Below are 14,433 nucleotides of genomic sequence, written 5' to 3'. Positions count from 1 at the left end.
TGTTGCGCCTCTCATAATCGCGGATGCGCCGCGGAACAACCGGAAATGCAAGTATAGCAACGGAGACAGCATGAAGGCCGGGGATTTTATAACAGATGTCGCGCATTCCGTTGCCTTTCTCAGCCGCCTGCCGGTTCCCTCGCGTTTTTTCGGCGATGATGACGGCATATCGATGCGCCGCACTGCACGCGCCTTTCCCGCTGCCGGTCTGCTGATCGCCCTGCCCGCTGCTGTCCTCGTGGTGGCATTAGCGAGGTTCGACGCCTCACCGCAGCTCACGGGCTGGCTCGCCATCGCCCTGACTGCACTCATAACCGGTGCGCTGCACGAGGATGGGCTGGCCGACATGGCCGATGGTTTCGGCAGCGGCAAGGACAAGGCAAGAACGCTTGAGATCATGAAGGACAGCCGCATCGGCAGCTATGGTACGATTGCCATGATCCTGTCCTTTGCACTGCGCGCCACGGCACTCGCATCGCTGATCGAGACCCTGCCCGCCAAGACCGCCGCCGCCTGCCTCATTGCAGCATTGGTGATGAGCCGCGCCCTGATGGTCTGGCACTGGCAGGCGCTACCGGCCGCAAAAACCTCCGGCATCGCCGCCGGCGCCGGCCAGCCGGGGACAAGCGAGCGCAACATCGCGCTCGCGACCGGGCTGTTATTGCTCGTGCTCTTCACACTGCACGCCCTGCCCATAGTCTCAATAGTGGTTGTTCTGGCGGCGGCGTGCCTCGCCGCGGCGCTTTTCGGCAGGCTCTGCGTCAACAAGATCGGTGGCCACACCGGCGACACCATCGGCGCCTGCCAGCAGATCACGGAGATCGTGATTCTTCTCGCTCTTGCCCTTGCGGCATGACGGCCTGATATAGATTCACCATGGAAACACCCTGTATCCACATCTGCTCCCTCGACGTGACCAACAGCCTCTGTATCGGCTGCGGCCGCACGCTGGAGGAGATCGGCAGCTGGGCGAGCTATAACGACGAGAAGCGCCGCATGATCATGTCGGCGCTCCCCGAAAGACTGGCAAAAGCAGGCAAGGACGCCGCCAAGGAGACGGACACCGCATGAACAGGCTGACTTTCGTTCTCCTATTGCTGGCCGTGGGTCTCGGCCTGCTTCTCGTCAATCACGACAGCGGCCGCACCTTCGGCATCGACAACGAACAATTCGGACGGATGGTCTATCTCGTGCCGATCGCCGGGCTTTTATCCGCAGGCATTCTGGCCGGAAGCCGCGGCAGCTTTGGTACCGTCGTCCGGCAACTCGCCATCTGGCTCGTCATCATCCTCGGCCTCGTCTCCGTCTATCTCTATCGCTACGACCTGCAATCCTTCGGCGACCGGCTGCTGGGCGGCCTGATACCCGGTCGCGCCGTTGTGGTGACGACGGCAGGCGGCGAACAGGAAATCGTGCTGCACAAATCGATGAGCGGCCATTTCGAGGCGAATGTCGGCATCGAAGGCAAAACCATCCACATGCTCGTCGATACCGGCGCAAGTTCCGTGGTGCTCGCCAATGCCGACGCGGCCGAGATCGGCATCGATACGACCAAACTGCGCTACACCGTGCCTGTCATGACGGCCAACGGCCGCACGGCAGCGGCCCCCGTCACCCTGTCGGAAATCGGCATCGGCCCGATCACGAGACGCAACATCCCCGCCCTCGTCGCGCAGGACGGTCAATTGGGCCAGAGCCTGCTCGGCATGAGCTTCCTGTCGACGCTCGGTTCGCTGCAGATGCAGACCGATGAATTGCGATTGCGCGACCGGTAAACCTCAGCCGTTTGAAGATCATTCTCCGGTGTTCGGGCCAGCCATTGGTCGCGGAACGGAAATACCCCGTTTCGAACGCAATCGGGATATTCATTTCGCGTGCACCGGCAATGACAAACCCATTGCCGCTTGCTTCCTTCCCGTTTGATAATTTATGTTGGCGATGTTCTCAGGGCGGGGTGCAATTCCCCACCGGCGGTATCGGGATTTTCCCGGAGCCCGCGAGCGCTTCCGGTCTCCAAAGCCGGAAGGTCAGCAGATCCGGTGAGAGGCCGGAGCCGACGGTATAGTCCGGATGGAAGAGGACAAGGCATAAGGCGCCCGCACGCAGCGGGCCTCGCATTGCATTGTTCGCCCAAGGGATATTTGGCGCTTCTTGAAGCGCGAAAATGCCGCAAAACGGCATAACCCTTGAAAGGCCAGAAAGAAAATGACCATTGCTAAAATTGAAGACGCGATCGACGCCATATCCCGTGGCGAGATGGTGATTGTCGTTGACGACGAAGACCGCGAAAACGAAGGCGATATCATCGCCGCTTCAGACAGCATCACCCCGCAGCAGATCGCCTTCATGATGAACCACGCACGCGGGCTGATCTGCGTCGCCATGCCAGGCGAGCGTCTGGATGCGCTCGACATTCCGCTGATGGTGTCGCGCAATACCGAATCCCTCAAGACGGCCTTCACCGTGTCGGTGGACTATATTCCCGGCACCACGACAGGCATTTCGGCGGCGGACCGGGCAAATACCGTGCGCGCACTGGTGTCGGAATGCTCGCGTCCGGAAGACTTCGCCCGTCCCGGCCATATCTTCCCGCTGCGTGCCAATCCCGAAGGCGTGCTTGGCCGCACCGGCCACACCGAAGCGGCCGTCGATCTATGCCGTCTTGCCGGAAAGTTCCCCTCCGGCACCATCTGCGAGATCGCCAATGACGACGGCACCATGGCCCGCCTGCCGCAGCTCAAGGTCTTCGCCGAACGCCATGGCCTGCTCGTGGTGACGATCAAGGACCTTGTCTCTTATCTGAAGGGCGAGGTTGTGGAGGAAGTGGCGCAAAAGCAGGTCGCCTGATCTGCGCTTTCCGAATACGAAAACGCCCGCGTGCGAATGAACCGGGTAAAGTAACGATTGCTGGACTGAAGCTTCTCAAGTGTCATCCTCGGGCTTGACCCGAGGATTCACAACCCAGCGTGACAATGGATCCTCGGGTCAAGCCCGAGGATGACGTTGTGTGTGAGGAACACTTAGCGATCCGTGACGCGCTGAGACCTCAGTTGCGCAGCCGGTAACCGGTCTTGAACATCCAGCTGACGACGCCGAGGCAGATTGCGAGGAACAGCGTGATCATCGCCAGACTGATGAGGGGATTGACGTCGGCGATCTCGTAGAAGCTCCAGCGGAAACCGCTGATAAGGTAGAGCACCGGATTGAAATGGCTGACCGCCTGCCAGAAGGGCGGCAGCATGTCGATGGAATAGAAGCTGCCGCCGAGGAAGGTCAGAGGCGGTATCACCAGCATGGGAATGACGTTCAGCTGCTCGAAATTCGTCGCCCAGATGCCGATAATGAAGCCGAACAGGCTGAAGCTTACCGCCGTCAGCACGAAGAACAGCACCATCATGAACGGATGGGCGATGGTGATATCCACGAAGAAGGTGGCCGTTATCAGGATGATCACGCCAATCATCAGGCCCTTGGTCGCCGCCGCCCCGACATAGCCAGCGACAATTTCCGTCGTGGCCACCGGCGCGGACAATATCTCATAGACCGTTCCGGTGAATTTCGGGAAATAGATACCGAAGGAGCCGTTGGCGATACATTGCGTCAGAAGCGTCAGCATGATGAGGCCGGGCGTTATGAACGCACCGTAGGAAACCCCGCCAACCTCCTGAATCCTTGAACCGATCGCGGTTCCGAACACAATGAAATAAAGCGATGTGGAAATGACCGGTGAAACGACGCTCTGCAACAGGGTGCGGCGCGTGCGTGCCATTTCGAACAGGTAGATGGATTTGATGGCTTCGAAATTCATTTCTGGCCTCCCACCAGCGAGACGAAGATATCCTCAAGCGAGCTCTGCCGCGTTGAAATATCCTTGAAGTGGATGTTGGCGGCGGAAAGAGCGCCGAGAAGATCGGCGATGCGACCCTGCTCGCCATTATCCTCGATTTCATAGGTAACGGTGCAACGGTCGTCGGACAGCGCCAGGCCGAAAGGCGCAAGACTATCCGGCAATTGCTCCACGGGCTGCGCAAGTTCAAGGAAGAGCTGCTTGCGGCCAAGCTTCTTCATCAGCGCCGTCTTTTCTTCCACCAGCAGCAATTCACCGCCATTGATGACGCCCACACGATCGGCGATCTCTTCCGCCTCCTCGATATAATGCGTGGTCAGGATGATGGTGACGCCCTTGGCGCGCAGCTCGGAAACCACATTCCACATGTCGCGGCGGAGATTGACATCAACGCCGGCGGTCGGTTCGTCGAGGAACAGGACCTTCGGTTCGTGCGCCAAGGCCTTGGCGATCAGCACGCGCCGCTTCATGCCGCCGGAAAGTTCCCGCAGCATGTTGTCCTTCTTGTCCCACAACGACAGGGACTTGAGAACGCTTTCGATCAGTTCAGGCTTCTTCTTCTGTCCGTGCAGGCCGCGCGAGAAGCTTACCGTGTTCCATACGGTCTCGAACATATCCGTCGTCAGTTCCTGCGGCACGAGGCCGATCAGGGCGCGGGTCTGGCGAAAATCCTTCACCACATCATACCCGCCAACAAGCACCGAGCCTTCGCCCGGATTGACCAGACCGCAAATGATCGAGATCAGCGTCGTCTTGCCCGCGCCATTCGGCCCGAGAAGAGCGAGGATTTCCCCCTCTTTGATATCGAGGCTGACACCTTTGAGCGCCTGAAAGCCATTTGCGTAGGATTTGGTCAGATTCCGTATCGAAACAATGGCATTCATGGCAAAACTTTCGAAAAAACCGACAGAGATGCACGCCATATAGGCCGTGGGGCACGCAAATGCCAGTCCGGATGGCCTGAACACTGTGTTCCGCGAATAGGGAAAATCAGCCGTAGACGCTATAGAAAAACTGCGCTGCGACGAAGACCAGAAACACCCCGAAGGCCCGCTCCAGTTGTTTCTTGCTGAGCGCATGCGCCAGTCGCGCACCATAGGGCGCGACGACAAGCGTGATCGGGATCAGCAGCACCACGGCAACCCAGTTGATGAAACCGGTTGAAAACGGCGGCAGGCCCGCATCGCCCCAGCCGGCCCAGATGTAGCCCAGGAGACCCGGCAGCGAAATCAGCACCCCGACGCCGGAGGATGTGGCAACTGCCTGATGGATGGTGCGTCCGTAAAGCGTCATGAAGGTATTGTTCATCACCCCGCCGCCCACACCCATCAGGCCGGATAAAAGCCCGATGCCGGTGCCCACCAGAAAACGGGCGGGATTTTTCGGCAGGTCGGAACCGAGATGCCAGCTCGCCCGGTTAACGATCATCCGGAAGGCGAGCGCAAGCGCGATGCAGGCGAAGATCAACCGCAGGGCGACGCTGGAGGCGTGGGCTGCCACCACCGATGCGAGGATGGTACCGAGCGGCACGGCGACAATCCAGCCCTTCAGAAGATCGATATCGACGGCGCCTTTCTGGCGATGCGTCAGGAACGAACGGATGGAGGTCGGCACGATGATGGCAAGCGATGTGCCGAGTGAAAGATGCATGCGCACCGCCTCCGGCACATCCAGAAGCCCGAAGACATGGTAGAAGACGGGCACCAGAACCGCGCCGCCACCAATGCCGAACAGACCCGCCAGAAGACCGGCGATGACGCCCGCTGCCGCAAGCGCCGCGGCAAAGACGATTAGCTCTGAAACAGGGGGCATGAAAGCGGACTCCTGCGGGCCGTTGTCACATACATGTGACGCTCATAGCGTATCAGAGACGGGCGGCAAGCCATGTTGGCCGCAGGTCAGTACGGCGCGATGTTTTTTGCCGGATATCCGCACCGGATGGACCGTTTTATGGGATCGTATCCCATTGCATGCCCTTGCAAAGACGCCGATATCCCCCGATATGGCAGTCTTCTTCAACCGGCCTTAGGGCCGGTCTTTTTTTGGGCAGCAACACGCGACCCGACAGGCTGAGTTTCCCTTGCAGGCGTCCCTCACCTCCGTACTCGACGTCATCCTCGGGCCCGACCCGAGGATCTGCCAACGTCTCATAAAAACGATAGGTTACAGATGCCCGGGACAGGCCCGAGCATGACGGAGGAGAGGTTTTCAAACTTCGTCATCAACCTCGGCAACCCTCAAATCCACTCTGCCAGTACGATTTAATCACAATGCCTGTAACCGGATTTTCGAGTGCGTAGGTCGAAGTGAAAATGGTTCCAGTGATTGGGATCGCTGCCCGGCCCGAGAACGGTCGAGAAATATTTGCAGCTATCCGATCTGACCGCTTTCAGCAGCGCCTTTTCGCGGAAGGCGAAGAAGCTCTTGCTGCGAACGTCGATTTCCTTGCCGTTGTTCAGGGTGATGGTGCCGATATCGATGGCGTTGCCGCGTGCGTGTTCGGACCATGGGTTGCTGGAGCGCGAATTCATCTTGCGGCAGGAATAACCGCCCATAGGCGTGATGCGACCGACGCCCGACAGATAACGGAAGCGCGAGGATGGCACGAGTTCGAACTTCACCCACTTGGCAAAGGCAAGTGTGACCTGGCAATTGAGCTTCACCGACGGCCGGATGGCAACGCCGCTGGCGAGACCACTGAGTTCGATCGGATAATCGATACCGCAGGTCGGACCATCGGCAATGCGCGCGACATCCCGGAAAGCGACACCAAGGCGGCGCAGCTCGGAGCGGCAGGCCACTTCCGAAGGTGGCATGACGCCGGGCGGCATGGCCGACCGGTTGCTTTGCAATCCGCCGCGCGCCATCGGATCATTAGGCATCAGCATGGCGACCTCTTCCACCGGCTGGCGGCGGGAGGACGAACCGGCGGGCGGCGGCGGTGTCAACCGCGATTGACCCGTGCTTTGCTGGCGGCGCGGCGGAGAAACGGCCACCGGATTGTCGGTGCCGATACCGTCCACCACCGGCTGGGTGGAAGCACCCTCGGCGATGTCGGCATCCTGCTCTTCCGCAAGCCCGCGAACCGGCTCCACGCCCAGCATGGAATCCATATTCACCCCACCCTCGCCTTCGGCGATCTGATTGGACGTAACCTGCTGGCTGGATGTGCTGGGAGAAGCCATGCTGTGGCCACTCGCGGCCATGCGGGCCTGATGCTGGCCATCGAGTGTGGAATAGCCCTGAGCTCCCTGCGGTGACTGTAGCAGCGGATCCTGCGAGGCGTAGACCTCCGGCATCGGCTGCGACACGGCTGCAGGATAATCGGCAACCTGCCCGGCCCGCTCAGCCTGATGGACCGCGCCTGATGGTGCGCTGTAACCCTGCTGCCGCGACGACCGGATTGAGCTGACACGCGCCGTGCCATCGACCTCCGCCGGTGGCACGAGGCCCTCCGCCGAACACGACACCATGACCGTGGAAATCATCAGCAACGTCACAAGACGACGCGGAAGGGAAACATACGCCATACGAGAACCTGTACCTTCAGCGGCCGCTACCCGCGGCAATACAGGCAAATTTTAAAGAAACGGGGTAAACGAATCCTTATTGGTTACGAGAAATAACGAACGGCCTGTTTCGTGACGCGGGAAATGGAGATGGCTCGGCCGCAATCACCCCGAAGGCGATGACGAAAACGCTGAAACCTCTCTTCAGTCAGCCGGCACTCTAACCTCTCCTCCGTCATCCTCGGGCTTGACCCGAGGATCTACAGCCGCGCGAGGAATGGATCCTCGGGTCAAGCCCGAGGATGACGTAGAGTATGGAGAGACCTTGTCAGTCATCCAAGGGCGCAGCCAAGGCCGCGCCCTCCACTCTGCCCAAAACGGACAAAATCACGCAGCCCGCGAAATCTCGCGTCCCGTATCATGTCCGAGTTCGAAACGGGAAAGCAGCGAGCGCAGCTGGCGGCTTTCCTCGGCCAGCGTCTGGCTGGCTGCCGTCGTTTCTTCCACCATGGCGGCGTTCTGCTGCGTCATCTGGTCCATATGATTGACGGAGGTGTTGATCTCCTGCAGACCTGTCGCCTGTTCCCGCGCCGCCGTGGCGATGGAATTGACGTGGCCATCGACACGGTTGACCAGTCCCACGATCTCGTCCAGCGCATCGCCCGTGGAGCGAACAAGTGCGACACCGCCGCCGACTTCTTCAGCGGAGCGGTTGATAAGGGTCTTGATCTCCTTGGCGGCATTGGCCGAGCGTTGCGCGAGTTCACGAACCTCCTGCGCGACGACGGCGAAACCGCGTCCCGCCTCACCCGCCCGTGCGGCCTCCACCCCGGCATTCAGCGCCAGAAGGTTGGTCTGGAAAGCGATCTCGTCGATGACGGAAATGATCTGGCCGATACGTTTGGACGATTCCTCGATACGGCCCATGGCATCGACGGCATTACGCACGATCTCGCCCGAGCGGCCGGCGCTTGTTTTCGTGTCCTGCACCATCTGCCGTGCCTCATTGGCACGCTCGGAAGCGGTGCGTACCGTGGCCGTGATCTCGTCGAGAGCCGCCGCCGTCTCCTCCAGCGCCGCCGCCTGCTGTTCGGTCCGGCGCGAAAGATTGCCGGTCGCACCGCTGATGTCAGAAGCGCTGTCATTGACGACATCGCCGGTTCTGGCGATGGCCTCGATCGCCCCATGCAGCGCGCCGACGGCACGGTTGAAATCCATGCGCAGTTTTTCATATTCCGCGCCGATATCGGCAAGCTCGACGGTCAGATCGCCATTGGCGAGCGCCTCCAGCGAGTTGCCAAGCTGGTTCATGGCATGAGCCTGACGTTCGGATGCCGAGCGCAGGGCCATCTCATTGCCCTGCCGCGCTTCCTCCAGCGCCCGCTGCTGCCCCGCCTCGCGGGCCTGCAAGGCGCTGCGCTCATTGACGCTGTCACGCAGCACCAGCAAGGTCTTGGCGATCGCACCGATTTCGTTGCCACGGTCGGCGAATTGAATTTCGGCCTCGCCGTCACCCTCCGCGATCCGCTTCATGCTCTGCCGGATAAGATCGATCGGCCGCGTCACGCTACGCACAACGGCCGCAGCCACGCCGATGATCAGAAGCGCGGACAAACCGCAAAGACCGACATAAAAATAGGCCTCGCTCCGGAACGCAGCCTTGAGATCGTCCACATAAACGCCGGTGCCGACAATCCAGCCCCAGGGCGCGAAACCGGCCACATGGGAGAATTTCTCCACCGGCTCGGGCGCGCCGGGTTTCGGCCAGTAATAATCGACGAAGCCCTTGCCGCCAGCCTTGACCGTGTTGACGAATTCGACGAACAGCGCCTTGCCGTTCGGATCCTTGTTGGCGGTGAGGTCGGTGCCGTTCATCTCGGGCTTGATCGGATGCATCACCATTGTCGGATGCATGTCGTTGATCCAGAAATAGCCGCTGCCATTGCCATAGCGCATGGCCGCGATCGTTACCTTGGCCTGCTGCTGCGCCGCCTCCCGGCTCAGGCTGCCGCTCTGTTCCAGGCGATAATATTGCTCGAGAATAGCGACGGCGGTTTCGTTCATCGCCGCAAGGCCCGCTTTCCGCTCGTGCTCCATTTTGCGGTAGCTTTCGAACAGGCTGAATGTCAGGGCTGCGATCAAAATTGCCAGAAACAATGCGACGAGCGCATAAAGGCGCATAGATATCGTGACGTTTTTCATATTCCCCCCAATGCCGTTGACGGCACTCCCAGCCGCGGATGTTAAAGGTCAGAAATTTATTATTATTAAATGCACATATTATACGTTGGTATTATTCCAGCGCCTGCGGCCACAGGTCCATAATACTCCCCGCCACTGTTCGAAACCGACGTAACAGGCCGGAATTTGGCAAAGATTCCCCGATTTTAAAGAGCTCGTTAACCCTGCCGCCCTATCCTCTTTTGCCAAAACAGAGCTGCCTGGAGGTGTACGATGGCCCGGCCGAATTTCCGCTTTACGCATTATGACCTGAAGGAATTGCGGGCTGGGACGACCATTGAAGTATCCCTGTCGGCCGTCAACAATGTGCGGCTGATGACAGCGGCGAATTTCCAGCGTTTCACCGAGTTGCTGGACTTCAAATATCTCGGCGGCGTCGCAAAAAAATCGCCGATCCGCCTCAGCATTCCCGAAACATTGCACTGGCATCTGGTGATCGACGCCGAAGGCCATAACGGCCTCGCTGAATCGTCGGTCAAGATGCTGCCTGCGCAGGCGCAGGCAGCCCCGCATCGCAAGGCGTCCTGATTTCTTTAATAAACAAAGAGATAGCGCGGCTTTACGATTCTTTTTGCCAAGCACATGATTCATTTTGTGAGGAGCGCGGCTTAACGCGATCCGCGTTCCCGGCGCAGCTTTGCCCACCAGTCGAGACGCTTGCGGATTTCCCGCTCGAAACCCCTGTCGGGCGGATCGTAAAACGTCGTGCGCCCCATTTTTTCCGGGAAATAGTCCTGCCCTGAAAAGGCATCCGGCTCGTCGTGGTCATAACGGTAACCGTCGCCGTAGCCCTCGCCCTTCATCAGCTTGGTCGGCGCATTGAGGATATGTTTCGGCGGCACCAGCGAGCCGTTTTCCTTGGCCGCCCGCATCGCAGCCTTGAAGGCGTTATAGACGGCATTGGATTTCGGTGCGGTGGCGATATAGACGCAGGCCTGCGCCAGCGCCAGTTCGCCTTCCGGTGAACCGAGATAATCATAGGCGTCCTTGGCGGCGTTGCAGACGGCAAGCGCCTGCGGATCGGCAAGGCCGATATCCTCCACCGCCATGCGCACCAGCCGCCGCCCGATATAGAGCGGGTCTTCACCGGCATCGAACATACGGCAGAGATAATAGAGTGCGGCGTCCGGGTCCGAGCCACGCACCGATTTATGCAGCGCGGAAATGAGATTGTAGTGGCCGTCCTGGCTCTTGTCGTAAACCGGCGCACGGCGCTGCACGATGCGCGTCAGCCCTTCGGTATCGAAAGTCTCGTCCTTCCTTGCCGCTCGCCAGACTTCTTCGGCAAGGGTCAGCACGGCACGGCCATCGCCGTCGGCCATACGGATCAGGCTGGCACGCGCCTCTTCCGTCAGCGGCAGCGGTTTGCCCTCCGCCTCCTCGGCGCGCTTCAGAAGCTCGCTCAAGCTGTCCTCATCATGCGAGCCGAATGTCAGGACACGCGCGCGCGACAAAAGAGCGGCGTTGAGCTCAAAGGATGGGTTTTCGGTGGTGGCGCCCACCAGAATGATGGTGCCGTCTTCCATGACCGGCAGGAAGCTATCCTGCTGGGCACGGTTGAAGCGATGAATCTCGTCGACGAAAAGCAGCGTCTGCCGGCCATTCATCCGTCGCGTCCGCGCCGCCTCGAAAACCTTCTTGAGATCGGCGACACCGGAAAAGATCGCCGAGATCTGCTCGAAGGCCAGCCCGGCTTCACCGGAAAGCAGCCGGGCAACCGTGGTCTTGCCCGTCCCCGGCGGCCCCCAGAAGATCATCGATCCGAGCGACCCACTGTCGATCATACGGCGCAGCACGCCCTCTTCACCCGTCAGATGCGGCTGCCCGCTCACCTCCGCCAGCGTCTTCGGACGCAGGCGATCGGCTAGAGGCCGCCGGTTGGCGACCTCCACGGGCACTTGCGGGGCAAAGAGGTCGTCGCTCATCGCAGGAACTGCCGGATGCGCTGCCCGTCGCGCAGGATTTCCACCCGCCAGAAGCCGGGATTGTCGTCCAACGCTTTCTCGACTGCAGCCGTTGAGCTGATATCCGCACCGTTCAGCGACAGGATGACATCCTTCGGCTGGAAGCCGACGCGATAGGCCGGCGAACCGCGCTTCACGTCGGTAATGACAACGCCGGTCACCTGCGAAGGCATGCGCAGCTCATCGGCAAGCTTCGGCGAGAGGTTGGCGACGGTAGCACCCGCGAAAGGATTGCGGCCTTCAAGCAACCGTTCGTCACGCGGCGCGGTTTCCGGCGCCGTGTCGAGCGCAATCGTCACCTTTTTCTCTTTGCCCTTTTCCACCAATGTCAATTCAGCGGATTTGCCTATGCCGGCCGTTGTCAGGCGATAACCCAGCGCATCCGGGTGCTCGACCTCGAAGCCATTGACGGCGGTAACGACCTGTCCCGGCTCGATGCCCGCCTTTTCCGCCGGACCGCCCTTGACGACACTGACGACGAGCGCGCCGCGCGCCCGGTGCAAGCCAAGCGCTTCAGCAACATCGGAGGTCACCGGATCGAAGGTCGCACCGATATAGGGCCGCTGGAAGTTGGCATCCCCGCGCTCGGCGGCGGCGACGAAAACGCGGACGAGATTGGCGGGAATGGCAAAACCGATGCCGTTCGATCCACCGCCCTTGGAGAAGATGGCGGTGTTGATGCCGATCAGCTCACCCGCCATGTTCATCAACGCACCGCCGGAATTGCCGGGGTTGATGGAGGCGTCGGTCTGGATGAAGAAACCGAAATCGCCCTGCGTCACCTGGTTGCGCGCCAAACCCGAGACGATACCGCTCGTCACCGTCTGGCCGACACCGAAGGGATTGCCGATGGCAAGCACGAGATCGCCGACCTCGATGGCATCGGAATTGCCGAGCGACAGCACCGGGAACTGTTCCTTCGCATCGATCTGCAGAATGGCGAGATCGACGCGGTCGTCCTTCAGCAGCACCTTGGAGGAGAATTCACGCCCGTCCGCCAGCGCCACCTTGATGTCGTCGGCGCCGTCGATGACGTGATTGTTCGTCACCACGAGGCCGCCGGCGGTCACGATCACGCCCGATCCGAGTGAAGACTGTTTTTCGGTGCGGTTCGGCATCTGCTGGCCGAAGAACTGTTCAAAGAACGGGTCGCCGGCAAAGGGCGATGTTCGCCGCTGCACGATACGTTCGGCATAGACGTTCACCACAGCACCCGCGGTACGCTTGACCAGCGGCGCGAAGGAAAGCTGCATTTCCGTGTGGCTTGCGGGCACGGTCTTGTTGTCCTGCGCCCGCGCTCCCGCCGGAACGAGAAGCAGCGCCGCAAGAAAGCCGGTGGACAGATACTTCAGCACGCTCTGCATGTGATTCCTCATCCTCATCAGTATGATGGAGTTATAACGCGAAAGCCTATAAAGCAAAGCGCGGCAAGATGATGGCCGATCTTTTTCATGCGGGAACCTGCTTGCGCAGGTGGAACCAACGGCACCCCTTCCCGGTTTCACCCGCACCAGAATGTCCTCAAAATGAGATGATCCATGCATCTGAAACAGATACTTCTTGCCTCCGGCATCATCCTCGCCGCCTCTTCACTGGGTTCGCCGGCCGGTGCCGCGAGCTTCGATTGCACCAAGCCCGATCTCGCACCGGATGAAAAGGCGATCTGCGACAACCGCGCCCTCAACGATCAGGACGTGAAGATGGTCACCACCTTCGACATCCTGACCCAGCTGATGGCGATGGGCGCTCGCGACACTTTGCGCGACGAACAGAGCAAATGGCTGAAGAAACGTCAGGAATGCAGCGCCGATGTCGCGTGTATTACAAGCGCCTATGAGGAGCGCATGAAGCGGCTTGGGGAAGCCTTTCAGAGCATCTCCCGCCCCCTGTGATCAAAATCCACAATTGACAACATACTGTCAACATGACAATGTATTGTCATGAAAACGGATATTGCACGCACCCTTTCCACCTTGGCGGTGGCAATCTTTCGAACCAATGGCGCATTGATTGCGGCAGGCGATGCCCTGTCCGCACCCTTCGGCCTCTCCAGCGCCCGCTGGCAGGTCCTGGGCGCCGTGGCGCTTGCCGGTCAGCCGCTGACCGTTGCGCAGATCGCACGCAATATGGGCCAGACCCGTCAGGGCGTGCAGCGTCTCATTGATGAGATGGAACGACAGGGTATCGTCGGTTTCGAGAACAATCCGCATCACAAGCGGGCCAAACTCGTTCACCTCACTGAAAAGGGTGAGAACGCCTATGCCGCAACCATGCGGCAATGGGACGAACTGGCGAGCCGCCTGGCCACGGAAATGCAAGCGGGGCAACTGAATGTTGCTATAGACTGCCTCAATCAGCTTTTCGCCGGACTGGACACCGATCCACCGCCCGGCTGACCTGACCCTCTAAAGGACGACATCAATGAAGACCCTTCACCCCGTCGCCGGCACGCTGGCGCTGGCGACCATACTCGCCTTTTGGTTATCCACCGCGTTCACCGAAATTTCCGGTTCGAGCGAAGCGATCCGCGCCGTCAAGCTCGCCATCCCCTGGGGTTTTCTGGTGCTCGTACCAGCACTTGCCGTCACAGGCTTCAGCGGCTTTCGCCTCGGCGCAAGGTGGAAGCATCCGCTGGTCGCAACCAAGAAAAAACGCATGCCGATCATCGCGCTGAATGGGCTGCTGATCCTTGTTCCCTGCGCGCTGGTACTTCGACACTTCGCTCTTTCAAACGATTTCGGGGCCGCCTTTTATGCCGTTCAGGCTCTGGAGCTTTGCGCCGGGGCGCTGAACATCACTCTCCTCGGAAGAAGCTTCCGCGATGGTTTACGGTTGAAACGCCGGCTGGCGGCCTAAGTGGAAAGCTCGCGTG

At 60.1% G+C, this 14,433-nt stretch carries 15 protein-coding genes and 1 riboswitch; of the genes, 8 read left to right on the top strand and 7 right to left on the bottom strand.

The window, feature by feature from the left end; genetic code table 11:
- The first annotated feature begins 70 nt into the window (after positions 1-70).
- The 4 genes from RBH10_RS13410 (at position 71) to ribB (ending at position 2,847) form a co-directional block, all read left to right on the top strand.
- Positions 71-856 (top strand): adenosylcobinamide-GDP ribazoletransferase, encoded by a 786-nt coding sequence (locus RBH10_RS13410; RefSeq protein ID WP_281036879.1) that lies wholly within the window; start codon positions 71-73, stop codon positions 854-856.
- Positions 857-876: 20 nt separating this feature from the next.
- A complete protein-coding gene (locus tag RBH10_RS13405) occupies positions 877-1,071 on the top strand; it encodes a DUF1289 domain-containing protein (RefSeq protein ID WP_281036880.1) in 195 nt (64 codons plus the stop codon).
- The gene (locus RBH10_RS13400; RefSeq protein WP_281036881.1) at positions 1,068-1,775 is read left to right on the top strand and encodes a TIGR02281 family clan AA aspartic protease; all 708 of its coding nucleotides are present in this window, start codon (positions 1,068-1,070) and stop codon (positions 1,773-1,775) included. The genes RBH10_RS13405 and RBH10_RS13400 overlap by 4 nt, the downstream gene beginning before the upstream one ends.
- 161 nt (positions 1,776-1,936) lie before the next feature.
- Positions 1,937-2,086, top strand: a riboswitch (FMN riboswitch).
- Positions 2,087-2,205: 119 nt separating this feature from the next.
- A complete protein-coding gene (gene ribB / locus RBH10_RS13395; RefSeq protein ID WP_281036882.1) occupies positions 2,206-2,847 on the top strand; it encodes a 3,4-dihydroxy-2-butanone-4-phosphate synthase in 642 nt (213 codons plus the stop codon).
- A 199-nt stretch (positions 2,848-3,046) separates the two neighbouring features.
- Here ribB and RBH10_RS13390 read toward each other — a convergent pair whose 3' ends face one another.
- From RBH10_RS13390 to RBH10_RS13370, 5 genes are all read right to left on the bottom strand, one after another.
- On the bottom strand, positions 3,047-3,808 hold the full coding sequence (locus tag RBH10_RS13390) for an ABC transporter permease (protein ID WP_045017122.1): 762 nt from the start codon (positions 3,806-3,808) through the stop codon (positions 3,047-3,049).
- A complete protein-coding gene (locus RBH10_RS13385; protein WP_281036883.1) occupies positions 3,805-4,731 on the bottom strand; it encodes an ABC transporter ATP-binding protein in 927 nt (308 codons plus the stop codon). Before RBH10_RS13385 ends, RBH10_RS13390 begins: the two co-directional genes overlap by 4 nt.
- 106 nt (positions 4,732-4,837) lie before the next feature.
- Complete coding sequence (locus RBH10_RS13380; RefSeq protein ID WP_281036884.1) at positions 4,838-5,659, bottom strand: sulfite exporter TauE/SafE family protein; 822 nt, start codon at positions 5,657-5,659, stop codon at positions 4,838-4,840.
- A gap of 449 nt (positions 5,660-6,108) precedes the next feature.
- Positions 6,109-7,377, bottom strand: a complete 1,269-nt coding sequence (locus tag RBH10_RS13375; protein WP_281036885.1) for an extensin family protein — start codon at positions 7,375-7,377, stop codon at positions 6,109-6,111.
- 366 nt (positions 7,378-7,743) lie between these two features.
- On the bottom strand, positions 7,744-9,558 hold the full coding sequence (locus RBH10_RS13370) for a methyl-accepting chemotaxis protein (protein WP_281036886.1): 1,815 nt from the start codon (positions 9,556-9,558) through the stop codon (positions 7,744-7,746).
- Between the two features lie 252 nt (positions 9,559-9,810).
- Between RBH10_RS13370 and RBH10_RS13365 the strand changes: the two genes are divergently transcribed.
- A complete protein-coding gene (locus tag RBH10_RS13365; protein ID WP_281036887.1) occupies positions 9,811-10,125 on the top strand; it encodes a DUF1883 domain-containing protein in 315 nt (104 codons plus the stop codon).
- Between the two features lie 80 nt (positions 10,126-10,205).
- Here the strand turns inward: RBH10_RS13365 and RBH10_RS13360 are convergent, their stop codons facing one another.
- Together RBH10_RS13360 and RBH10_RS13355 are read right to left on the bottom strand one after the other, a co-directional pair.
- Positions 10,206-11,522, bottom strand: coding sequence for a replication-associated recombination protein A (locus tag RBH10_RS13360; RefSeq protein WP_281036888.1), 1,317 nt, complete (start codon positions 11,520-11,522; stop codon positions 10,206-10,208).
- The gene (locus RBH10_RS13355) at positions 11,519-12,925 is read right to left on the bottom strand and encodes a DegQ family serine endoprotease (protein WP_281036889.1); all 1,407 of its coding nucleotides are present in this window, start codon (positions 12,923-12,925) and stop codon (positions 11,519-11,521) included. The genes RBH10_RS13360 and RBH10_RS13355 overlap by 4 nt, the downstream gene beginning before the upstream one ends.
- Before the next feature lie 174 nt (positions 12,926-13,099).
- On the opposite strand from RBH10_RS13355, the gene RBH10_RS13350 reads away from it, so the two are divergent.
- The 3 genes from RBH10_RS13350 to RBH10_RS13340 are packed head-to-tail and all read left to right on the top strand — an operon-like array spanning position 13,100 to position 14,417.
- Positions 13,100-13,453, top strand: a complete 354-nt coding sequence (locus tag RBH10_RS13350) for a lysozyme inhibitor LprI family protein (protein WP_281036890.1) — start codon at positions 13,100-13,102, stop codon at positions 13,451-13,453.
- Positions 13,454-13,501: 48 nt separating this feature from the next.
- Positions 13,502-13,957, top strand: coding sequence for a MarR family winged helix-turn-helix transcriptional regulator (locus RBH10_RS13345; protein ID WP_281036891.1), 456 nt, complete (start codon positions 13,502-13,504; stop codon positions 13,955-13,957).
- Between the two features lie 25 nt (positions 13,958-13,982).
- A complete protein-coding gene (locus RBH10_RS13340; protein WP_281036892.1) occupies positions 13,983-14,417 on the top strand; it encodes a hypothetical protein in 435 nt (144 codons plus the stop codon).
- The last annotated feature ends 16 nt before the right edge of the window (positions 14,418-14,433 follow it).

Source organism: Rhizobium sp. AN73, assembly GCF_030757975.1.
Lineage (GTDB): Bacteria > Pseudomonadota > Alphaproteobacteria > Rhizobiales > Rhizobiaceae > Agrobacterium > Agrobacterium arsenijevicii.
The sequence above is the reverse complement of the archived record's forward strand: the minus strand, read 5'-3'. Positions and strand labels throughout refer to the sequence as shown.

What these genes read in the sequence shown, in the direction of transcription:
- RBH10_RS13390 (WP_045017122.1), bottom strand. Translation starts at nt 3,808, where the DNA reads ATGAATTTCGAAGCCATCAAATCCATCTACCTGTTCGAAATGGCACGC.
- RBH10_RS13365 (WP_281036887.1), top strand. Translation starts at nt 9,811, where the DNA reads ATGGCCCGGCCGAATTTCCGCTTTACGCATTATGACCTGAAGGAATTG.
- RBH10_RS13410 (WP_281036879.1), top strand. Translation starts at nt 71, where the DNA reads ATGAAGGCCGGGGATTTTATAACAGATGTCGCGCATTCCGTTGCCTTT.
- RBH10_RS13345 (WP_281036891.1), top strand. Translation starts at nt 13,502, where the DNA reads ATGAAAACGGATATTGCACGCACCCTTTCCACCTTGGCGGTGGCAATC.
- RBH10_RS13400 (WP_281036881.1), top strand. Translation starts at nt 1,068, where the DNA reads ATGAACAGGCTGACTTTCGTTCTCCTATTGCTGGCCGTGGGTCTCGGC.
- RBH10_RS13380 (WP_281036884.1), bottom strand. Translation starts at nt 5,659, where the DNA reads ATGCCCCCTGTTTCAGAGCTAATCGTCTTTGCCGCGGCGCTTGCGGCA.
- RBH10_RS13340 (WP_281036892.1), top strand. Translation starts at nt 13,983, where the DNA reads ATGAAGACCCTTCACCCCGTCGCCGGCACGCTGGCGCTGGCGACCATA.
- RBH10_RS13355 (WP_281036889.1), bottom strand. Translation starts at nt 12,925, where the DNA reads ATGCAGAGCGTGCTGAAGTATCTGTCCACCGGCTTTCTTGCGGCGCTG.
- RBH10_RS13375 (WP_281036885.1), bottom strand. Translation starts at nt 7,377, where the DNA reads ATGGCGTATGTTTCCCTTCCGCGTCGTCTTGTGACGTTGCTGATGATT.
- ribB (WP_281036882.1), top strand. Translation starts at nt 2,206, where the DNA reads ATGACCATTGCTAAAATTGAAGACGCGATCGACGCCATATCCCGTGGC.
- RBH10_RS13405 (WP_281036880.1), top strand. Translation starts at nt 877, where the DNA reads ATGGAAACACCCTGTATCCACATCTGCTCCCTCGACGTGACCAACAGC.
- RBH10_RS13360 (WP_281036888.1), bottom strand. Translation starts at nt 11,522, where the DNA reads ATGAGCGACGACCTCTTTGCCCCGCAAGTGCCCGTGGAGGTCGCCAAC.
- RBH10_RS13385 (WP_281036883.1), bottom strand. Translation starts at nt 4,731, where the DNA reads ATGAATGCCATTGTTTCGATACGGAATCTGACCAAATCCTACGCAAAT.
- RBH10_RS13350 (WP_281036890.1), top strand. Translation starts at nt 13,100, where the DNA reads ATGCATCTGAAACAGATACTTCTTGCCTCCGGCATCATCCTCGCCGCC.
- RBH10_RS13370 (WP_281036886.1), bottom strand. Translation starts at nt 9,558, where the DNA reads ATGAAAAACGTCACGATATCTATGCGCCTTTATGCGCTCGTCGCATTG.